This window comes from Meridianimarinicoccus marinus, from assembly GCF_040689105.1.
Classification (GTDB): Bacteria; Pseudomonadota; Alphaproteobacteria; order Rhodobacterales; family Rhodobacteraceae; genus Meridianimarinicoccus; species Meridianimarinicoccus marinus.
The window spans coordinates 38,701-58,444 of record NZ_JBFBVU010000015.1; the positions used below are offsets into that span (position 1 = coordinate 38,701).

Sequence of the window (19,744 nt, forward strand, 5' to 3'; positions counted from 1 at the left end):
TCAGGGTCTCACTTGCCTGTGCCCGCGGTCAGCCCGCCGACGATCTGTTTCTGGAAGATGGCGGTGATGATCAGGACCGGCACGATGGCAATCACCGTCGCGGTCGAGATCGTCTCCCACGGGAAGGCATACTCACCGGGATAGAGCGAAATGCCGACCGGCGCGGTGCGCATCGCGTTCTGCGTCATCAGCACCAGCGCCAGCGGGAATTCGTTCCACGAAAAGATGAACACGATCAGCCCGGTGGCCACGAACCCCGGCCAGGACAGCGGGATCACGATGGACCAGAAGATGCGGAAGAACCCCATGCCATCCATGCGCGCGGCCTCTTCGATCTCGGGCGGCAGCGTGGCGAAATAGCTGGCCAGCATCCACACGGTGAACGGCAGGAACAGCCCGGTATGGGCAATGATCAGCCCGGCATAGGTGTTCAGCAGCCCCAGCTTGAGAAAGGTCTGGAACAGCGAGGGCAGCAGCGACACCGGCGGGAACATCGACACCGCCAGGATGAACACCATCAGCACCCCGGCCCGCCGCATCCCCAGCCGCGACAGCGCATAGCCCGCCATGCCGCCAAAGCTGAGCGCCACCACGGTACAGCCCAGGGCGACGATGAAGGAGTTCAGCACATAGAGCAGCAGTTCGGGCGAATTGGTGAAGATGTTGATGTAGTTCTTCAGCGTGAAAGGATCGGGCAGATACTGCGGCGGCCAGGCATAGATGCCTTCGGTGGTTTTCAACGAAGTCAGCACCAGCCAGACGATCGGCAGGAAGGAAATCACCACCGACAGGATCACCAGCGCGTACAGACCAAAGCGGGGACGTTTTTTCATCGGCTCAGTCCTTGTTCCGCAGGGTCAGGATATACAGCAGGCTCATCGCGAAGATCACCAGGAACTGCACCACGACGATGGCCGCGCCATAGTTGAACTCGATGAAGTCGAAGATCACCTTGTAGGCATACAGCGACAAGCTCTCGGTGGCCGTCACCGGCCCGCCATCAGTCAGGTTGAACGGCAGCTCGAAGGTGCGCAGCGCATCCATCGACCGCACGATCAGCGCCACCAGGATCGGCCCTTTCAGCAGCGGCAGGGTGATCTCGCGGAACTCCTGCCAGCGGGTCATGCCATCCATGCGGCCCGCCTCGTACAGCTCGCGCGGGATGGATTGCAGCCCGGCCAGAATGATCAGCGCCATGAAGGACGAGGTTTTCCAGACCGCCACGATGACCATCGACATCATCGCTAGCGTCTCGTCACCCAGCCAATTGATCGGTCGGTCCACCAGCCCCGATTGCAGGGCGGCGGCGTTGAACAGCCCGTAGTCGGTGTTGTACATCCAGCGCCACATCAGCGTGTTCAGCGCGGTGGGCAGCGCCCAGGGAAACAGCACCGCCAGCCGGGCGATCCCCTTGAAGCGGAAATGTTCGTTCATCAGCACCGCCAGCCCGATGCCCATGGCCAGTTCCAGCGGGATCGACAGGCCGGTGAACAGCAGCGTCACCCAGAGCGCGTTCCAGAACCGGTCATTGCCTGCCAGCGCGGCGTAATGCTTCAGGCCGACGAACTGGTAAGGCTCGGACCCGTCGATGCTGGATTGGCCGAAACTCAGCACGATGGATTGCAGGATCGGATAGACGAGGATCGCGATGATCACGAGCATCGTCGGCGTGATGAAGGCCATGCCCGTCAGGTGCCTGCGCCTGTCGAGCGGGGAAATCATGGATGTCATGGGGCCACCGGTTGGGGGTGTCAAAGGTCCGCCCGGCGACACTGGGGCCGCCGGGCGCATGTCAGGGGCTGGTGGGGTTACTCGGCCATCAGCGCCTCAAGCTGCGCCTGCGCATCGTTCAACGCCTCTTCGACGGTCTTCTGCTGGTGCAGGGCGTTTGTGATCTCAAGCTGCATGATCTCGGAGACACGCGGGTACTTGCTGCCCGAATTGGCAGAGGGGCGCACGACGCCGAAGTCGTAGTTGGCCCCGAACTTGGCCAGCACCTCGTTGCTGCCCATTGACGGATCTTCATAGACCGCGGGGATCGTCGGCGCGCGGTTGTCCTCGACCGCTGCGGCCAACTGCTGCTCCTGCGCGGTGAAACTCGCCAGGAAATCGGCCGCGGCTTCCTTGTTTTCCGAATTCGGATTGATGCCCAGGAACCAGCCGCCCATGGTGGTGCTGTTGGCGTCCTCATGGCCTTCGAAATAGGGCACGCGGGTGAAGTCGAACTTGCCGGCGACGGGGCTGTTGTCGGCGCTCAGCGGAGCATGCACGAAGTCCTGCACCATCAGGAAGGCCGCCCTGCCCTGCTGGAACAGGGTGCGCGCGTCATCGGGGCGCGCGTTCAGGATCGAATCCGGCGCCATGCGGTGTTCGTGCAGCAGATCGACCATGAATTGCGTTGCCGCGATATTGGCGGGCGAATTCACCGCGATATTGCCCTCGGCATCATAGAAACCGCCGCCGTTGGCGTTGGTGAAGGCCAGCCAGTTCATGAACAGCCCTTCGATCTTGGCCCACATGGAGACGAAGCCGTAAAGCTGCGGATTGCCCTCGCCGTCCAGGATGGTCTGCGACGCGGCCAGAACCTCTTCCCAGGTCTGCGGCACCGCCAGCCCGTATTTCTCCAGCAGATCGGTGCGATAGAAGAAATGGATGCCATCGGCATACAGCGGCAGGGCATGAACCTCGTCATCCACGGTCGCGGCGTCCAGCAGCGACGGGTTGAAGGCGGCGATGGTGTCCGCGTCCAGCAGCCCGTTCAGCGGTTGCAGCCAGCCGCGCTGCGCAAACTCGCCGGCCCAGATCACATCCACCGCATAGATGTCGGGGGTCGGGCTTTTCGCCGTCAGGCCGGTGACATAAAGCTTGCGGGTCTCGCCCGGAACGTCCGAGACCTTGTTCCACTCGATGCTGACACCGGGGTTTTCCGCCGTGTAGCGTTCGATGTTGCGCTCGACCGCGGGACCGTAGCCGCGCGATCCGATGGACAGGACGAGATCCTGCGCCATGACCGGCATAGCGGTCATCGCCGCGGCGGCTGCCAAGGCTGGTAGGGTAAATTTCATGGTGTCCTCCCGTTGGTATTGGAAACGTTTCAGCCGGTTTTTGCCGGATCCGAGAACGCGCTTTCGATCGTCGATTTGCGGGCCATCAGGTGGCCGCGCACATTGGCGACATGCTGCGCCTCGTCGCGCACCGGCGTGGCCGCTTCGGCCACGGTCAGCAGGCAGATCATGCCGCCGTCCGGCCCGTGGATCGCCACGCAATAGCGGCGGATGCCCTTGGCGTTGCCCATCATGTCGTATTGCATGTCCGACGGATCGACGGCCTCGATCATCGCGCGGGCCGCGTCCCAGTCCAGCTGCTGCCGGTCCACGCCGGTGCTGTAGAACGCCCCGGTGTCCCAGGATTTTTCCAGCCTGTCGATCGGGCGATGCGCCAGCGCCATGCGCGAGATCGAATCCAACTCGTAGGCGCCGCGCATGAAGCCCGAAAAGGCGCGCAGGCGGATGGCCTGATCGGGGTGCTGCTGCACGATATGCCACAGCATGTTGTGGCCGCTGAGCACGACAACCTCGGCGGCGGCGGTCAGACGGTCGCTCAGCACCGCGCAGGCCTCGGCCAGAACCTCTGCATCAAGACCGGGACAATGCAGGCGCCGCTGAAAGCTGAAGTTGGCCATCAGCTTGCGGCTGGCCGAGCGATGCACAAGACCCAGATCCTGCAATTCCGTGAGAATGCGATAGCCCGTGGAGGCTGGCAGGCCGGAGCGTTCGACAACCTCTTGCGCCGCCAGCCCATCGGCTTCGGGCCCTGTCAGGGCCTCCAGGATCGCGATCACGCGGCTCGATGTTCCGGACATACTTGTTTCCTATATTTGGGTTTGTTACTACCATATTTAAGAAAGGGGTCAACAGTTGGCCCGCAAGAACCATGGAACGGAGCCGCCCGTGAGACCGAATATCCTGTTTATCATGTCCGACGATCACGCCTCCAAGGCGATCTCCGCTTATGGCCATGGCCTCAACCACACCCCCGGCATCGACCGGATCGCGCAGGAAGGGATGCGGCTGGACCATTGCTATGTGACCAATTCGATCTGCACGCCCAGCCGCGCCTCGATCCTGACCGGCACCTATAACCATGTGAACGGCGTCACCACGCTGGACACCCATATCGACAACCGCTGGCCCAATGTCGCCAAGCACCTGCGCCAATCGGGCTATCAGACCGCGATGGTTGGCAAGTGGCACCTGGGCGAAGGCAAGCCGCATGAGCCGACCGGCTTTGACTATTGGTCGGTGCTGCCGGGACAGGGCGACTATTTCGACCCGCGGATGATCGAGATGGGCGAGGACCGCACCGAGCGCGGCTATGCCACGGACATCATCACCGACAAGAGCCTGTCGTGGCTCAAGGACCGCGACCCCGACCGCCCGTTCTTCCTGATGTGCCACCACAAGGCCCCGCACCGCCCGTTCGAGCCGCACCCGCGCGACCGCGTCATGTTCGAAGGCCGCGACATCAAGGTGCCCGAGACCTACAACGACACCTACGAGAACCGCGCGCGCGCTGCCGAAGCCGCGCGCATGCGGGTGCGCATGGACATGACCTATACCGATCTCGGCCTCGTGCAGCCCGAAGGTGGCGCCGAGGTCGGCGAGTTGAGCGTGCCCTACTGGAGCACCCGCCGCGTGCCGCACCCCAAGGATCCGCGCGGTCTGGTGTTGATCGACAAGCACACCGGCGAGAATTTCACCTTCGAGACCGAGGAGGAACTCGCGCTGTTCAAATACCAGCGCTACCTGAAACGCTACCTCGCGACGATCCACGCCGTGGATGAAAACGTCGGCCGGATGCTCGACTGGCTCGACGCCGAAGGCCTCTCTGAAAACACCATCGTCATCTACACCTCGGATCAGGGGTTCTTCCTTGGTGAACATGGCTGGTTCGACAAGCGCTTCATGTACGAGGAATCGCTGCAGATGCCCTTCCTCATCCGCTATCCCGCCGCCATCGCGCCGGGCTCCGTCGCCAAGGAGATCGCCACCAATGTCGATTTCGCGCCGACCTTCCTCGATTACGCGGGCCTTCCGATGCCCAGCTACATGCAGGGACGCTCCATGCGCCCGGTGCTGGAACAGGCGGCCCCCGAAGACTGGCCCGACAGCGCCTATCACCGCTACTGGATGCACAAGGACGAGCATCACAATGCCTGGGCGCACTACGGGTTGCGCAGCCATCGCTACAAGCTGATCTACTGGTACAATTCCGATCTGGGACAACCCGGCGCGCATGGCCCGGACGAACCGCCGGAATGGGAGCTGTTCGACTGCGAGAAAGACCCGCTGGAACTGGTCAACGTTGCCGACGATCCGGCCTATGCCGAGGTCTTCAACGACATGCTGGCGCAGCTTGACGCCCGCATGGCCGAGATCGGTGACGTGCCCGAACATGACAGCCGCAAGGCCCGCAGAGCCGCTTGAACCTTCCCGCCCGGCCCCGCCCATTGCCCCGGCAAGAGGTGCGGAGCCGGCCACCGGGCCAGCGGCCCATCCCCGCCTTGGGACGGCGGACGGAATCCGTTATCCCGGCCGCTTTCCCGCCACCACCATGCGCGCGACCTCGGGCAGGCCCCTGCGCACTGCGTGGAACAGCTTGTCGTACCCCTGCGTCTGCAGGTACTGGGCGTGGAAGGCCGACGGCGCGATCAGTTCCAGCACCCCGTCAGACACCCCGGACGACTCCAGCCCTGCGCACCAGTTGGCATAGAAGGCCGGATCCTCCCCCTGCAGAATGGCCGCCGCGCGACCCCAGCCCCCCTGCCCGGCTGTCTCCACGGTCGGAAAGGCCACCACCTTGGACCGCGCAGGTTCCGGCGCCCCGCCCAGACGCGCCTCAAGGTCCGGCCCCACATTGGACCAAGTCGGACGCGACGCCTCAAGAATATTGGCCCAGTCGATGCTATAGACCGTCACCCTGCCGCGTGCCGCCGGGCGTTTCACGGTCAGCCAGCCCCGGGTTTTCAGCTTGGCCAGTTCCCGCTTCACCGTCCGTTCGTTCACCTGCCACAGCCGGGCGATATCGGCGCGCCCGATCGACAGTTCGTCCCGCAGCCAGTTGTACCGGGCGGTGATCAGGGTCATGAATCTGAGGATCGTCCGCTGGACCGAGCTTGTCTCGGCGCAGGCCATGGTGCCCAATGCCGTGAGCACATCGTATTTTCGAGAGGCAGCCCCCTGCCCCACTGCTTGCTTGGCCAACATTGGACCGTATCCTGCTCGTGCCTGTGGTTCCTGCGAACCGTGCCTCCGGTTGTCCGGACGCTTTTGCTCATGGTTCAGGATTTAGCGTCCAATTTTCGATTCTGTCAACGTGTTTGGCCCGGCGGCCCCTTTCGGCTTTCACAATCAATCAAAGAATTAGGGTTTACAGGTGATGGGGGACATCCCATGTGTCCCCCGGTTGGCCGGTTTTGTCCCCCCAATGGCGCGGGAACGCCAAATCCTGTCCCCCCATATGCGCGCCTCCCAACATCTGGCGTGGCCCTCAAGGGCATCCGGCGATTCACATCTGGCGCGCCAATGCCACATAGGGTTGGCCGGCCATCGGGTTTCATGCAGTTTGAGGATATTCTGTTTTGCCAAAACAGGCAAATAGGCGTATTTCACGAATAGAGCAGAATTTACGTCTCATGAGGTGGGTATGTACAACTATCGCGACCTTCAGGAGCTCCAGTCACATTCGCTGAAAATGCAGGGCTGGATCCGGAAGCAGACCTTCTCTCCGGAAATGGAGAAGACGCTGCGCCGCTTTTCCTCGTGGGAGGTAGCCGAGCTGATCTTCAAGATCAACCAGTCCACCTTTCGGGGCCGGTTGTCGGCGGACCCGTCCCTGCCCGTCGGCGAGGTCGAGGAAGACGGCCGCCAGCGCTGGTTTTCGCTGGCCGAGATCAACGAATTGCGCCGCCGCATGAAGGTGAACCGCAAGACGCTGATGCCGCCGCGCCCGCCCGGCAAGCGCGCGATCCGCGCCGCCATCGCCAACTTCAAGGGCGGCGCCGGTAAGTCGACGGTGGCCCTGCATTTCGCCCATGCGGCGGCGCTGGACGGCTACCGGGTGTTGTGCGTGGACTTCGACCCGCAGGCCACGCTCAGCCATTCCATGGGGCTCAGCGACGTGTCCGAGGATCATACGGTCTGGGGCATCATGGCGCGCGACCTGATCCGCGAGACCGACCGCATGAACAGCGCCAGCTCGGGGGCGGCCTCGGGCACCAAGGTGGTGGAACGCCGCCTGCCCGCTTCGGTCCGCGGCATGGGGCTGGAAGACCTGCGCGTCGCGGATTTCATCCAGGCGACCTCTTGGCCGACCATCGACCTGATCCCGTCGTGCGCCAACGCCGCCTTCGTCGAATTTGCCTCGGCCCAGTATCGGCACCTGAACCCGGACTGGTCGTTCTTCGCGGCGGTGGACCGCTACCTCTCGGCGATCCCGGACGACAGCTATGACATCATCATCTTCGATTGCCCGCCGGCCATCGGCTATCAGTCCATGAACGCCGTCTTCGCGGCGGATGTGCTCTATATCCCCTCCGGCCCCGGCTATTGGGAATACGACAGCACCACCAGCTTCATCGGCCAGCTCAGCGAGGCGCTGGAGGATCTGGATGCCGGGTTCAAGGATGCCGCGTTCCCCGCGGGGAACGCCGGGCCGAAAGCCTTCCTCGACCTGCGCTTCCTTCTGACCCGGTTCGAGCCGGGCAACGAATTGCACCGCGCCATGTACGAAGCCTTTGGCAAGGTCTTCGGCGATCGCGTGACCGAGCATCCGATCGAGCTGACCCGCGCCGTCGAGCAATCGGGCCGGTTCCTGAGTTCGGTCTACGAGATCGACTATCGCGACATGACCCGTGAAACATGGCGACGCGCCCGCGCCACCTTCGACCGGGCCTATACCGAGTTTCGCAAGAACCTGACCGAAGCCTGGGAGAAGATGGAGGAAAGGGAATGAGCAAGAAGAGACGCCGCGTCTTTGACATCGACATGCCCGAGGAACAGGAGGCCCCGCGCCCCGGCGGCCCGCGCATTTCCTCGCTGGAACCGCGTCGGGGACCGATGGCCAGCGCCGTGCGTGAGAACGCGGACTCGCTGCGCGACCGGGCCGAAACCGAACAGGCGATCCGGGCCGAGAACGATGCCCTGGCGCATGAATACGTCTCTCTGCGGAACCAGGGCCTTGTCCTGCAACGGGTGCCGCTTGGCGAAATCCGGACCACCAAGCTGGTCCGGGACCGCAAGAGCGTGGGGGCCGAGGATCTTGAGGATCTGAAAACCTCGATTGCACAGATCGGTCTGTCCAATCCGATCCAGGTCGAAGCCGCTGGTGACGGCTATGAGTTGGTACAGGGGCTGCGGCGGCTGTCCGCGTTCCGGGCGCTGGCCGCCGAAAACCCTGATGGCGGGTACGGCACCATTCCAGCGGTGGTGCTGGGGCAGGGCGAGTCGCTGGAGGGGCTGTATCGCCGCATGGTCGACGAAAACCTCGTGCGCACCGACATCTCTTTCGCCGAGATGGCCGCCCTTGCCCGCAGCTATGCCGAAAGCGAAGCGACGGCGGCGGACACCACCGACGAGGCTGTCGATGCGCTCTATGGCTCGGTCGGCAAGCAGAAGCGCAGCTATATCCGGGCCTTTGCCAAGTTGCTGACGGTGCTGGAGCGGCACCTGCAACATCCGCAGGCGATCCCGCGCGCGCTTGGGCTGGCGGTGCGCAAGCGCATCGAGGCCGAGCCGGAAACGCTGGCCGATCTGCAGCGGGCTCTGGTGACCGGTGGTGCGCGGGATGCCGCCGGGGAGCTGGAGATTCTCAAGGCCTATGTGGGGCAGGGGGAGGCGGCGCCGGACCCCGCGCAGGATACGTTCCCCGTGGGGAACGACGCGCCAAGGGCCGGAAAATCGCCCCGCAAGGCGCGCACGACCTTTCAGGTTCACAGCCCAAGGGGGGCGGCGAAATGCACGGCCTCCATGGGGCGGCTGGAGCTGAAGCTGGATGCGGATTTCACGACGATGGACCGGCGAAAGCTTGAGGCCGCCGTGCAGCAATTGCTGGCGATGCTGGACGACTAGATCGGGACATACCGCAAGACGGGGAGGGGCGTGCCGCTTGGCGCGCCCTTTCTGTTTTTTCTGCCGTATGGAACCCCGCGGATCACAGGGCGGGGCAGGGCGTAAAATATGAAGGCTCTTTCAGGTTTCCGGCAAAATCCGGCGCAGCGCCACGAAACCTAAAAGACTGTTGAGTTTTACACCGCTTCGACGTAAAACACCCCTAACCTAAACGAGCCTTGAGATTCCCATGTCGCGCCCCCGTCACATCATCAAGACCCCCGCCGATCTTGGCGCAGCCCTTCGCAAGCGGCGCAAGGCGTTGGGCCTGACGCAGGAAACCCTCTCGCTGCAATCGGGGATCTCGGTGCCGACCATCATTGCGGCCGAGCGCGGCAAGGAAACCACCCAGATCGGGATGGTGTTCACGCTGTGCCGCGACCTTGGCCTCGACCTGATGGCAGAGGGCTGAAATGCAACGGCTCGACGTGTTTCTGGATGGGCAGGCCGCTCCTGTCGGCACCCTGAGCCGCGCCGACGATGGCGCGGTGTCCTTCCGGTACCTGCGGCAGGATCTGCCACATCCGTTGTCCCTGTCGCTGCCGATCCGGGACGCGCCCTTCGGCGATGTTCCGACGCGCGGCTTCTTCGACAACCTGCTGTTCGAAAACGCGATGCGGGATCAGGTCATGCAGAAGCACGGCATCGCACAGACCGATATCGTGGGGCTGCTGGCGCATCTTGGCCGCGACTGTCCCGGCGCAATCTCGGTGGTGCCGGAAGGGGAGGGGCCGGGCAAGCGCCCCGGCAATCTGGAGACGGACTACACGGCCCTGTCGGCAGAGGATCTGGAGACGATCATGCGCGCCCTGCGCGATCACCGGCGGCTGCCCGAGACGTCGGATGACCCCTCGCCGTTGGCCGGAGTGCAGGGCAAGCTTGCGGTGACGGTTCTGCCGGGGGGGCAGGTTGCCCTGCCGCGTGCGGGCAGTGGCGCGCCGACAACGCATATCCTGAAGGTTCCACGGCGACGCGACCTGCGGCTGGTCGCGCAGGAGCACGCCCTGATGACGATCGCGGCCAGCCTGCTGGCGCATCCGGTGGCGCAGACGAAGGAGGTCGGGCAGGGCGATCTGCGCGGGTTGCTGGTCACCCGTTTCGACCGGTCGGTGCGGGGGGCGAAGGTGCACCGCATCCACCAGGAGGATTTCTGCCAGGCGTTGAGCCTTGGGCCGCACCTGAAGTACCAGCGCAACGGCACCGGTGCGCGCCAGTTCTCGGCCCGTGCGGCGGGGCACCTGCTGGAGCACTGCAGCGCCCCCGCGCAGGCGCGCTCGGCCTTTCTGGAAGGCACTGTTGTCAACCTGCTGCTGGGCAACACGGACAACCATGCAAAGAACCACAGCCTGCTTTACGCCTACGATCCGACGGGCCGGCCGCAGCTTGCCCCGCTGTACGACATCGTGCCCACGTTGATCGACGACCAGGTCACGCATCAATTGTCCTTTGACATCGGCGCGGCGCAAATGGCCGATACCATCACGGCCCGGGATCTGGAGCGGTTCGCGCAGGATCTGGGGTATCGCAGCCTGACCGCCCCGATGCGTCGCAGGCTGGTCGCGCTGACCCAGGCTGTTGTTGACCGGATCCCCGAGATGCGCGGCCCCTCGCACAAGCGGCTTGGGGATGGCTTCGCGGAACAGGCATCCGCGCTGGCGGCGGCGCTTGCGCTCGACCTGGAAATCCCGCCGCGCGATCTGGTGGTGCTAAACCGTCCTTGATGTGGATCGCATGTGTCACCTGAGGCCGATCGTGGGCGGAACGGGTCAGCGGGAGCTGTTCTGTGTGTGGATTTCTGGGTTGAGTAGGTTTGACATGATAAGCGCGGCTTATCGGGGGTGACAGGGCAGGGGCGAAGGGTGCGGGGGTAATGCGCGTTTGCCCGGCTTTCCAACCATAGCATTGTTCAGTGAGCCCAATCGGCTTGCAAAAATCGTCCCATGGGGGCGGGCTGCAATGACGCGCGCATGAGGGCGGGGGCCGCGATGCGCGTATGCGGAGGCAGGAACACATGTGCCCCCGAAGCTGTCGAAGGGTGCCCCGGTTGCAAACCCCGGCCCGTGCAGGCCGACCTGTCGGGGATCATGTATCTCGCCGGCGAACGCGCCCCGATCCTATTGGCTGCCGTTCCGCTCACCGTCACCGTGGCTCTCTCGCTCGTCTTCGGCGGATTGCTCGACGTCGTCCTGCCACGCGGTCAGTTCGGCATCGCCTTGTCTTGGTAGGATCGAAAAAATGATCGGTGAAATGCTCTATAGCGGCGCAATGCTCATGGCCAGTCCAGAGGTCCTGCTGCTGACCTTCCTTGGTGTCATACTGGGCCTTGTCATCGGCGCCCTGCCAGGTCTGGGCCCACTCATGGGCGTGGTTCTGCTCCTTCCTGTCGCGCTCTATGTCGAGCCGCTCGCGGGGCTGGGACTGTTGATCGCCGTCTTCGTTGGCGGGTCCTGCGGGGGCGCGATTTCGGCCATTCTGCTGCGCATTCCCGGAACACCCATTGCCGCGGCAACACTGTTCGACGGCTACCCGATGGCGCAGAAGGGCCGCGCAGCCGACGCGCTCGGTCTTGCCATCTGTGCATCCTCCATCGGTGGCCTGTTCGGCGGGCTACTGCTCATTCTCTTTGCGCCTTTGCTGGTGGCTTTCGCAACACGCTTCGGCCCGCCGGAGCTCACCCTGCTGGGGGTTCTGGGGCTACTCTCCATCGCCGTTGTCTCGCGCGAAGCCACCACCAAGGGGTTGCTCGCCGGCATGCTCGGAATGCTGATCGCGACCATCGGCACCGACGAGTTGTCGACGGGCTATCGCTTCACGTTTGACAGCTACCAGATGCTGAACGGTTTCCACATCGTCTCGATCGTTGTCGGACTCTTTGCTGTTTCGGAAATGGCCTGGCAACTCATCGGCCGGGACAAGATCACCGGCGAGATTCCGAAACCGGTACGCCCGGGCCTGCGCTCGCTGAAACTCATCGCCGGGCACATACCAAACCTTCTGCGGTCTTCGACCATCGGCACGTTTTTCGGAACCCTCCCGGGGGCCGGTGGCGACATCAGCGCTTTCACCTCCTATGCCGTCGCGAAAGCGGTTGCAAAGCCCGAAGAGGGCTACGGCGATGGGGCCGAAGGCGGGGTTGTCGCCACCGAAGCCGCCAATAATGCGACCTGTGGCGGGGCGCTCATCCCGACACTGTCGCTTGGCATTCCCGGCGATGCCACCACCGCCGTGCTCATGGGCGCGTTGTTGATCCTCGGTCTCTTTCCCGGACCGGCCCTCTTCGCCGACCGACCAGAGGTCGTTGGCGGGATCTTCCTCGTCTACATCCTCGCCAACCTGTTCCTGCTGGTCCTCGGCTTTCTTCTGGTGCCGGTTTTCGTCCGCCTGCTTCGACTGCCGAAATCCTCGCTCATCCCTACCATTCTGGTGCTCTGTGCGATCGGTACATTTGCGCTTCAGTCTTCCGTGTTCGACCTCTGGGTGATGTTCGGCTTCGGACTTCTCGGCATCCTGCTGCGCGCCGCCGACTACCCTCTGGCGCCTGTGGTGATCGGCACGATCCTCGGCCCCATCGTCGAGAACAACTTCCGCCGTTCGATGCTGATCTCGCGCGATGGCCTATGGATCTTCACCGACCGACCGATTTCCATGGTTCTCCTGGTCCTATGCATCGCGATTGTGGCGATTGCGGTGTTTGTCGGACTGCGAGGCAAGGCGCTCAAAGCTGCTGCGGAACGGGCGTGACGTGGGGCAAGCCAGAGCATCTGGGCCAGCCCCAAGATTGATCATGACGCGTCAAGGCGTCCCGAAAGAAGTGATAACGAAATGCGCATTACGATTCTGCTGCATCGGGCCGTACTAAGGCTTCTTCACCGATACCGACCGGAGAAACACTACATGCGTGGGCCGGGACCGGCCGCGAGTGGGTTCCGGGCAGACCCGGACTGACGCCTGAAATCGCCGACCCTGGGCGGGCCCGCAGTTGCGAATCCCGGCCCGGGCTGCCCGACCCGCCGGGGGGCAGCACTGTGGACCGGCCTGTCTGGATCCTTTCAAGTGCCGGTCGGACGGCGCTGAAGGCCCCAGATGGGTCCGGGCAGGTCCGGCGCAGGAGGCGGGGCAGGCCAGGTCCTGGATGCGCATGGGATGCCCAAAACCCGACGCCCGGACGGCGAGATTTTCCCGGGCAGCAACGCTCCGAGGGACCAGATATGGGGGAAAAGCAGGGTTCCGTTGTCTCTGACCGTCGTCTGAGGTCCTGAAAACCCGCGTTCAAATCTGCAACATGGGTACATCTGCTCCTCCCCGAAGGCCCGGAACAGGCCGTAATGTCAATGACCAGGGGATTTCGGCCCCGCACTCCCATTGCCTGAAAGTTCACCTCCAAGTGTCCTGACTCGCGCCGTTTCGTCGCTCCGCTGGTGGTCCATCCGAACCCACAGGTCATTTCACCGCACGGAAATGGTACCTGGCGCGCGAAAAGCGTCTTTGGATTGGGATGCGCGTGTCAGCTGCGACAGTACACGGGCCATTGAGGCGACAAAAAAGGCGGCCAGGCCGCGCCTCGAAGCATATGAGCCGTCTGTTCAATTCCGGGGATCCGCATTGCCGGCTTGCGAATGGTGGCTAAGGCGATGCTTGTGAAGGCATGCCCTGCCAGCCGTTTCCAGAGTATTCATGTGGGAGCAGCAGCGGCCTATGTGCCACTGAGCTTCGATCCAAAAGATGCTTGCCAGTTCGACTGGCGCCCCGAGATGGCCATCATCGACGAGTCGACGACAACGACGCTCAATGGTGCCCACGCCATCGTGGCAGGCTATTGGACTTGCCCTGAATGAGTGGAGAGCACCAACTGAAGATCCAGGAAGTGCTCTATGGGAAACAAAAACCGACCGACCCCAGACTTTTGGCGTGAGGCGGTGCGGCTGGCGTTAACATGCGGTGCTGAAGCAGGAGCGCGACATCTTATAAAACGCCGCGGCCTTCTTCGTGAAAGAGGGAGGTCGATGAGCGGGCGCGGGAACTGCTACGATAACGCGATGGTCGAATCGTTCTTCATGACAATCAAGTCGGAGTTGATCTGGCCGGTCGCATGGCAATCCCGCTAGCAGGCTGAAAATGCCGTCGCCAGATACATCAACGGGTCCTACAACCGCCGTCCGGTGGCATTCATCCTTTGGCCTCCGAAGCCCCATCGCCTTCAAGCGAAAGGCACACGAAGTGTGCTAAACGCTCCCCACCAAATCAGGGCAAGTCAAAAAACGCTGATTACGACGCGGGGAAGAACGCACTCACGACCACGGGCATACTTTATGTCATCGTCAACGGAACGGAGGCGGCGCTCCGAAGTGGTCAAGGACATCTACCTGGGCCAGCCAATTCGCAACCCGATCCTTGGTTGACTCGAGGCTGCCGCCAACGGATGCGCAGGAGGAACATGTGGGCTGAAAGGTCGGCTTGGACCAAGCAGACGGAACTCTTGCCGAAATTCGGATGCCAACGTGAGCTACGACTTGTTGTCAGCTGATCTTGGTTGAGAAAGAGATCAGAGATGCCAAAACGAAATTCCCACTTGACCGAGTTCAAGGCGAAGGTCGCTTGGCAAGCCGTGATTTGGACCGGAACGCTGAACTCAGTGCATCCTGACTCCAAGAACGATGGGGTTAGAAGGGTTTCAGACTTTTGCGACCCGGCTTCCCGCAAATCGCCGTTCATACATGGTTCGATAGGCTTCGGCTGAGGCCGGCAGGTGGTTTCGGACGCTGGCTTCATAGGCGGGGGTCGAGGTGCCGCGTAGCGCGGCGATGATGTCGAGATGCTGGGCGACAATCGTTGCCATGTGGTCGGTGTCGTCGTATTTGATCACCCGGATCGGCTGGGCCATGCGGGCATGTCTGGCGATCATTGCGGCCAGCCGGGGGTTGGTGCAGCAACTGTACTGAAGCTCATGAAACTTCTGGTTCAGCTCATAGACCTCTCGGAAGGCGCCGCGGTCTACGGCCTCGGCATGGCGTTTCGCGATCTGCTCAAGCTCGTCTGTGGTCTTGGCGGGAGCGGGCAGCGGTGTTCTGCGCGCAGCCGCGGTTTCCAGCACGGTGCGCAGGTCATAGAGGGCGTCGACCTCGTCAGGCGTGAAATCGACGACCTCGACCCCGCGCCGGGGGCGGTGCACCAGCAAGCCCTGGTTTTCCAGTTCCGCGAAGGCATGGCGGACCGCATGACGTTTGACGCCGTAGTGTTCCATGACGCTGTCTTCGGTGATCCGCGTGCCCGGCGCGTAGACCCCGAAAATGATGTCCTTTTCCAGTTCGGCCTGCAGAGTGGTCGTCATTTGAACGGCCCTGTTGTTGCGGTGTCGGGAAGTCTAGACAACTCACGCGACAGCATCAACGATAAGATTATTGATAATTATATTGACAGAAAAACGGAACCCGCCTAACGTCACGGCAGTTTCAAAGGGAGGACCACATGAAACATCTTACCAGCGCACTTGCCATTGCTGCGGCGCTTGTCGGTTCGGGCGCCAGCGCCTGGGAAGCCACCGAGGGCAAGCCTTACGACGGTGAAACGGTGCATGTCCTGGCGGTGAAATCCAGCCAGTTCGAAGCGCATGAAGCGCGCCTAGCCGACTTCGAGGCAGCCACCGGCATCGACGTGGTCTACGACTACGTGCCGTTCCCCAACATGAAGGAAGCGCTGACCACGGAAATGGTCGCCGGGGGCGACTACGACGTGGTTTCGATCATGGATCAATGGGTGCCCTCTCTGCAAAACCTGGTGCAGCCGATCGACGCCGAGATCGCCGCACTGGGTGTCGATCTGGAAGACTTCCCGCCGGCGCACCTGCGCCACGGGCGGATGAACGGCGAATTGGTGGGGCTGCCGGTGCGGGGCCATGTGCAGCTTCTGTTCTACCGCAAGGATCTGCTCGAACAGGCTGGCGCTGCGGTGCCGAGCAATTGGGATGACGTCGTGGCCGCGGCCAAGGCGGTGCAGGCCTCCAGCGACGCCGCCGGGATCGCGCTGCCCTATGGCAAGCTGAGCGGACAGAACCTGATGGTGTGGATCAACCTGCTTTGGGGGCATGGTGGGGAGTTGTTCGACGCGGACGGCGAGCCCGCGTTCAACTCCGAGGCCGGCATTGCCGCGACCGACCAGTACGTCAGCCTGCTGACCGAAGAGAAGATTGCCCCGGCCGGTTCCGCGACCTTCGTGGAACAAGACGCGGTGAACAGCTTCAAGCAGGGCAATTCGGCGATGCTGCCGGTGTGGTGGTGGGTGCGTTCGCAGCTGTCCGACCCCGAGCAGTCCAAGCTGACCGCCGAGCAGATCGGTTTCACCTCGCTGCCCTCGGTTGGTGATGCAGACAAGACCACATTCACCAACACCTGGATCTTCGCCGTGACCGAAGGGGCCGACAACAAGGGCGCGGCGGCAGAATATCTGAGCTGGCTTACCGATCCCGCGCTGGAGCGCGACGTGCTGCTTGACGAGAACCTGAGCGAGGTTGTCGCCGTCCATTTCTCCAACCTGCGGGACGAGGACGTCAACGCACGCTGGGGCGGCATGCATTCGGCGGCCGCAGACGCGCTGGCCACAGCGCCTGGCATGGGCTTTGGTGACAACTGGCCGCGGATTTCCGAGATCCTGGAAACCGCCATTTCGAGCCTCGCCAGCGGTGAACAGAGCGATACCGCCGCCGCGTTGAACCACGCTGCCGACGAGATCAAGCGGATCCGCTGATCCACGGCATCTGGCGCGCCCGTGAATGGGCGCGCCTTTCCCTCCACATCAAAGAGGTGCGTCATGCAGGACAGATCCCTGTCTTACCTGCTGCTGGTCCCGGCATTCCTGATTGTTCTGGCCACCACGCTCTATCCGCTTGCTTATTCCTTCGTCACCGCCTTTCGGGAATGGGATCTGACCAAGCAACGCCGTCCAGGTGATTTCGTCGGGCTCGACAATTTCGGCTATGCCTTCTCCGAGCCGGGCTTTCAGAATTCTCTCTGGGTGACGACGATCTTCGTGCTTACCAGTGTTGCCCTGACCCTGGTCATTGCAATGTCGCTGGCCCTGCTGCTGCGGCGCAAGGGCCGGATGCACACCTTCACCCGTGTTATCCTGATCCTTCCCTTCGCCATGAGCCCGGCCCTGATCGGTGTCAGCTATCGTTTTATGTTCAACCCTGAATTCGGCGTCATCGCCAAGGGTCTGGGCGCGATCTTTCCCGCCCTTGCCGGCGTGCCATGGCTGGCCAGTCCCGACCTTGCCATGGGTATCCTCGTGCTGACCGATGTCTGGCACTGGGCTCCCTACATGACCTTCATGTGCCTCGGTGGCCTGGCCTCGGTGCCGCGCGAAACCGAAGAAGCCGCGCGCATCGACGGGGCCTCCAGCCTGCGCATCATCTTTGGCATCGTGTTGCCGCAGATGAAGGGCGTGCTGCTGGTGATTGCCGTCCTGAAGACGATTTTCGCGCTGAAGATGTTTGACCAGGTGGTCACGCTGACCGGCGGCGGCCCCGGCACCTCGACCGAGACGCTGGCCTTCTTCATCTTCAACGTCGGCTTCAAATGGTACGACATGGGCTATGCCTCGGCACTGGCCTGGATTCTCACCGCAATCATGATGCTGATCTCGATCTGGTACGTCCGGATGCTGCTCAGCGAAAGAAAGATGGCCACAGCATGAGCAAATCAGTTCTCTGGTGGGTCGAGCGCGCGCTGCTGCTCTTGATCTCAAGCATCGTCCTCTTCCCGATCCTGTGGATGTTTCTGACCGCGTTCAAACGCCCACGGGACGCCTATTCCCTGTCGCTCGATTTCAGCCCGACACTGTCCAACTTCGTCACGGTCTTCTCGGACCCGTGGAACCTGGGCGACATGGTGCTGAACTCGGTCATCGTAGCCAGTGTCACGGTGCTGATCGCGGTGCCCTGTGCCTCGCTTGCGGCCTATTCCTTCTCCCGGTTCCGGGTGAAGGGCCGGAAATTCCTGTTCTTCCTGATCCTGTCGACCCAGTTCATTCCGGCGGTGGTGATCGTGCTGCCTTTCTTCCTGATGTTCCGGACACTGGGGCTTCTGGACACGCGGATTGCGCTGATCGTGGTCAACCTGGCGATCGTGACGCCCTTCGTGATCTGGATGATCAAGGGGTTCATCGATGCGATCCCCACCGACAGCGAAGAGGCCGCGCTGATCGACGGCGCCTCGCGGCTGCGGGTGATCCGGGACATCGTGCTGCCGATGGCGGCGCCGGGCATCCTGACCTCCTCGATCTTCTGTTTCATCCTGACCTGGAACGAGTTTCTCTTCGCGCTGATCCTGACACGCCGCGATGCGGTTACCCTGCCAGTGGGGCTGGTCAGCTTCCGGACCGAACGCGGCGACCTGTGGGAGCTGATGAGTGCGGCCGGGGTCATGATCACGGTGCCGATCTTCATCATGGCGCTGCTTATCCAGAAACATTTCACGCGCGGCATGACTGCCGGCGCGGTCAAATAAGGGGGCCCGAAGATGGCCGAAGTACAGCTTGTCGATGTCGAAAAGCGCTATGGCGAATTCCTTGCCGTCCCGAAACAGAGCCTGACCATCGAGGAGGGCGAGTTCCTTGTCCTGCTTGGGCCGTCGGGCTGTGGGAAAACCACGACGATGCGGATGATCGCGGGACTGGAAGACATCACCGCCGGTGACCTGATGATTGCGGGCGAACGGGCGAACGACAAACCGCCCAAGGATCGCGACATCGCCATGGTGTTCCAGAACTACGGGCTTTACCCGCACATGACGGTGGCCGAGAACATCGGCTATCCGCTGAAGCTGCGCGGCATGGACCGCAAGTCGCGCGACGCGCGGGTGCTTGAAACCGCCCAGAAGGTTGAGTTGGACGCGCTCTTGAAACGCCGGCCCTCGGAGTTGTCGGGCGGTCAGCGTCAGCGCGTCGCCCTGGCGCGGGCCATCGTCCGCACCCCGAAGATCTTCCTGATGGACGAGCCGCTGTCGAACCTCGACGCCAAGCTGCGCGTCACCATGCGCGCCGAGCTGAAGCACCTGCATCACGAACTGGGGGTGACGACCGTCTATGTGACCCACGACCAGATGGAGGCGATGACGCTGGCCAGCCGCGTGGCGGTGATGCGCGAAGGGCGGATCGTCCAACTCGACACTCCGAAGAAGATCTATTCGGAGCCGGCCGATCTGTTCGTCGCCGGGTTCATCGGCTCTCCCTCGATGAACCTGGTCGAAGGCCGCATCACCGGCGGGCGGTTCGAGGCGCCGGGTGTTTCGCTGCCGGTGACGGCCGCTGACCGCGACGGCGTGGTGATGGGCGTCCGCCCGGAGGATCTGCAACTGACCACCGACGGGTCGGCGGCGGTTTCGGGCAAGCTCTATGCGCTGGAACTGACCGGGGATTCAACGCTGGTCACCCTGCGCGACCGAACCACATCGATCTGCGCCCGTGGGCCAGCGGATTTCGAAGCCCCGATCGATGCGCCCTGTTCGCTCGCGCCGAAACCCGGCGTGCGTATCCACCTGTTTGACAAGACTTCCGGCCAGCGCATCGACGGCTGACCCAGAGGA

18 protein-coding genes and 1 pseudogene are annotated in these 19,744 nt (G+C 62.9%); 13 read left to right on the forward strand and 6 right to left on the reverse strand.

The genetic code is table 11. From position 1 onward, the window contains the following. Window positions 1-8: 8 nt before the first annotated feature. From AB0T83_RS12585 to AB0T83_RS12600, 4 genes are all read right to left on the reverse strand, one after another. On the reverse strand, window positions 9-833 hold the full coding sequence (locus AB0T83_RS12585; RefSeq protein WP_366193485.1) for a carbohydrate ABC transporter permease: 825 nt from the start codon (window positions 831-833) through the stop codon (window positions 9-11). Between the two features lie 4 nt (window positions 834-837). Then, window positions 838-1,731: a carbohydrate ABC transporter permease gene (locus AB0T83_RS12590; protein ID WP_366193486.1), complete on the reverse strand. Its 894-nt coding sequence runs from the start codon at window positions 1,729-1,731 to the stop codon at window positions 838-840. Between the two features lie 77 nt (window positions 1,732-1,808). Then, window positions 1,809-3,065, reverse strand: a complete 1,257-nt coding sequence (locus tag AB0T83_RS12595) for an ABC transporter substrate-binding protein (protein ID WP_366193487.1) — start codon at window positions 3,063-3,065, stop codon at window positions 1,809-1,811. A 29-nt stretch (window positions 3,066-3,094) separates the two neighbouring features. After that, the gene (locus AB0T83_RS12600) at window positions 3,095-3,862 is read right to left on the reverse strand and encodes a helix-turn-helix domain-containing protein (RefSeq protein ID WP_366193488.1); all 768 of its coding nucleotides are present in this window, start codon (window positions 3,860-3,862) and stop codon (window positions 3,095-3,097) included. Window positions 3,863-3,950: 88 nt separating this feature from the next. On the opposite strand from AB0T83_RS12600, the gene AB0T83_RS12605 reads away from it, so the two are divergent. Beyond that, complete coding sequence (locus tag AB0T83_RS12605) at window positions 3,951-5,486, forward strand: sulfatase family protein (protein ID WP_366193489.1); 1,536 nt, start codon at window positions 3,951-3,953, stop codon at window positions 5,484-5,486. Between the two features lie 99 nt (window positions 5,487-5,585). On the opposite strand, the gene AB0T83_RS12610 is transcribed toward AB0T83_RS12605, so the two are convergent. Beyond that, window positions 5,586-6,266, reverse strand: a complete 681-nt coding sequence (locus tag AB0T83_RS12610) for a hypothetical protein (protein ID WP_366193490.1) — start codon at window positions 6,264-6,266, stop codon at window positions 5,586-5,588. 439 nt (window positions 6,267-6,705) lie between these two features. Here AB0T83_RS12610 and AB0T83_RS12615 point away from each other — a divergent pair, with 439 nt between their 5' ends. The 8 genes and pseudogenes from AB0T83_RS12615 to AB0T83_RS12650 form a co-directional block, all read left to right on the forward strand. Continuing rightward, window positions 6,706-8,013, forward strand: coding sequence for an AAA family ATPase (locus AB0T83_RS12615; protein WP_366193491.1), 1,308 nt, complete (start codon window positions 6,706-6,708; stop codon window positions 8,011-8,013). Continuing rightward, window positions 8,010-9,128: a ParB/RepB/Spo0J family partition protein gene (locus tag AB0T83_RS12620; protein ID WP_366193492.1), complete on the forward strand. Its 1,119-nt coding sequence runs from the start codon at window positions 8,010-8,012 to the stop codon at window positions 9,126-9,128. Before AB0T83_RS12615 ends, AB0T83_RS12620 begins: the two co-directional genes overlap by 4 nt. A gap of 229 nt (window positions 9,129-9,357) precedes the next feature. Beyond that, window positions 9,358-9,579, forward strand: a complete 222-nt coding sequence (locus AB0T83_RS12625; RefSeq protein ID WP_366193493.1) for a helix-turn-helix domain-containing protein — start codon at window positions 9,358-9,360, stop codon at window positions 9,577-9,579. Between the two features lies 1 nt (window position 9,580). Further along, window positions 9,581-10,888 carry a HipA domain-containing protein gene (locus AB0T83_RS12630; RefSeq protein ID WP_366193494.1) on the forward strand — a complete coding sequence of 436 codons (1,308 nt, stop codon included), beginning with the start codon at window positions 9,581-9,583 and terminating at the stop codon, window positions 10,886-10,888. A 339-nt stretch (window positions 10,889-11,227) separates the two neighbouring features. Next, entirely contained in the window at window positions 11,228-11,392 is a 165-nt protein-coding gene (locus AB0T83_RS12635; RefSeq protein WP_366193495.1) for a hypothetical protein, read from the forward strand. Between the two features lie 10 nt (window positions 11,393-11,402). Then, the gene (locus tag AB0T83_RS12640) at window positions 11,403-12,908 is read left to right on the forward strand and encodes a tripartite tricarboxylate transporter permease (protein WP_366193496.1); all 1,506 of its coding nucleotides are present in this window, start codon (window positions 11,403-11,405) and stop codon (window positions 12,906-12,908) included. 875 nt (window positions 12,909-13,783) lie between these two features. Beyond that, window positions 13,784-14,002: a hypothetical protein gene (locus tag AB0T83_RS12645; RefSeq protein ID WP_366193497.1), complete on the forward strand. Its 219-nt coding sequence runs from the start codon at window positions 13,784-13,786 to the stop codon at window positions 14,000-14,002. Window positions 14,003-14,146: 144 nt separating this feature from the next. Beyond that, window positions 14,147-14,393, forward strand: a pseudogene (locus AB0T83_RS12650) (integrase core domain-containing protein); the annotation flags it as partial. A gap of 445 nt (window positions 14,394-14,838) precedes the next feature. Here AB0T83_RS12650 and AB0T83_RS12655 read toward each other — a convergent pair. Further along, on the reverse strand, window positions 14,839-15,495 hold the full coding sequence (locus tag AB0T83_RS12655; protein ID WP_366193498.1) for a GntR family transcriptional regulator: 657 nt from the start codon (window positions 15,493-15,495) through the stop codon (window positions 14,839-14,841). A 137-nt stretch (window positions 15,496-15,632) separates the two neighbouring features. Here AB0T83_RS12655 and AB0T83_RS12660 point away from each other — a divergent pair, with 137 nt between their 5' ends. The 4 genes from AB0T83_RS12660 to AB0T83_RS12675 all read left to right on the forward strand — a co-directional run bounded on the left by AB0T83_RS12660 (window position 15,633) and on the right by AB0T83_RS12675 (window position 19,735). Continuing rightward, window positions 15,633-16,907: an ABC transporter substrate-binding protein gene (locus AB0T83_RS12660; RefSeq protein WP_366193499.1), complete on the forward strand. Its 1,275-nt coding sequence runs from the start codon at window positions 15,633-15,635 to the stop codon at window positions 16,905-16,907. Window positions 16,908-16,970: 63 nt separating this feature from the next. Continuing rightward, window positions 16,971-17,855, forward strand: a complete 885-nt coding sequence (locus AB0T83_RS12665) for a carbohydrate ABC transporter permease (RefSeq protein ID WP_366193500.1) — start codon at window positions 16,971-16,973, stop codon at window positions 17,853-17,855. Further along, window positions 17,852-18,667, forward strand: a complete 816-nt coding sequence (locus tag AB0T83_RS12670) for a carbohydrate ABC transporter permease (protein ID WP_366193501.1) — start codon at window positions 17,852-17,854, stop codon at window positions 18,665-18,667. Before AB0T83_RS12665 ends, AB0T83_RS12670 begins: the two co-directional genes overlap by 4 nt. A 12-nt stretch (window positions 18,668-18,679) precedes the next feature. After that, window positions 18,680-19,735 (forward strand): ABC transporter ATP-binding protein, encoded by a 1,056-nt coding sequence (locus tag AB0T83_RS12675; protein ID WP_366193502.1) that lies wholly within the window; start codon window positions 18,680-18,682, stop codon window positions 19,733-19,735. Window positions 19,736-19,744 lie beyond the last annotated feature (9 nt).

Excerpts from the sequence above, each read along its gene's own strand:
- AB0T83_RS12590 (WP_366193486.1), bottom strand. The coding sequence starts at position 1,731 with ATGACATCCATGATTTCCCCGCTCGACAGGCGCAGGCACCTGACGGGC.
- AB0T83_RS12630 (WP_366193494.1), top strand. The coding sequence starts at position 9,581 with ATGCAACGGCTCGACGTGTTTCTGGATGGGCAGGCCGCTCCTGTCGGC.
- AB0T83_RS12645 (WP_366193497.1), top strand. The coding sequence starts at position 13,784 with ATGGTGGCTAAGGCGATGCTTGTGAAGGCATGCCCTGCCAGCCGTTTC.
- AB0T83_RS12675 (WP_366193502.1), top strand. The coding sequence starts at position 18,680 with ATGGCCGAAGTACAGCTTGTCGATGTCGAAAAGCGCTATGGCGAATTC.
- AB0T83_RS12585 (WP_366193485.1), bottom strand. The coding sequence starts at position 833 with ATGAAAAAACGTCCCCGCTTTGGTCTGTACGCGCTGGTGATCCTGTCG.
- AB0T83_RS12615 (WP_366193491.1), top strand. The coding sequence starts at position 6,706 with ATGTACAACTATCGCGACCTTCAGGAGCTCCAGTCACATTCGCTGAAA.
- AB0T83_RS12620 (WP_366193492.1), top strand. The coding sequence starts at position 8,010 with ATGAGCAAGAAGAGACGCCGCGTCTTTGACATCGACATGCCCGAGGAA.
- AB0T83_RS12610 (WP_366193490.1), bottom strand. The coding sequence starts at position 6,266 with ATGTTGGCCAAGCAAGCAGTGGGGCAGGGGGCTGCCTCTCGAAAATAC.
- AB0T83_RS12670 (WP_366193501.1), top strand. The coding sequence starts at position 17,852 with ATGAGCAAATCAGTTCTCTGGTGGGTCGAGCGCGCGCTGCTGCTCTTG.
- AB0T83_RS12595 (WP_366193487.1), bottom strand. The coding sequence starts at position 3,065 with ATGAAATTTACCCTACCAGCCTTGGCAGCCGCCGCGGCGATGACCGCT.
- AB0T83_RS12655 (WP_366193498.1), bottom strand. The coding sequence starts at position 15,495 with ATGACGACCACTCTGCAGGCCGAACTGGAAAAGGACATCATTTTCGGG.
- AB0T83_RS12600 (WP_366193488.1), bottom strand. The coding sequence starts at position 3,862 with ATGTCCGGAACATCGAGCCGCGTGATCGCGATCCTGGAGGCCCTGACA.
- AB0T83_RS12625 (WP_366193493.1), top strand. The coding sequence starts at position 9,358 with ATGTCGCGCCCCCGTCACATCATCAAGACCCCCGCCGATCTTGGCGCA.
- AB0T83_RS12640 (WP_366193496.1), top strand. The coding sequence starts at position 11,403 with ATGATCGGTGAAATGCTCTATAGCGGCGCAATGCTCATGGCCAGTCCA.
- AB0T83_RS12660 (WP_366193499.1), top strand. The coding sequence starts at position 15,633 with ATGAAACATCTTACCAGCGCACTTGCCATTGCTGCGGCGCTTGTCGGT.
- AB0T83_RS12665 (WP_366193500.1), top strand. The coding sequence starts at position 16,971 with ATGCAGGACAGATCCCTGTCTTACCTGCTGCTGGTCCCGGCATTCCTG.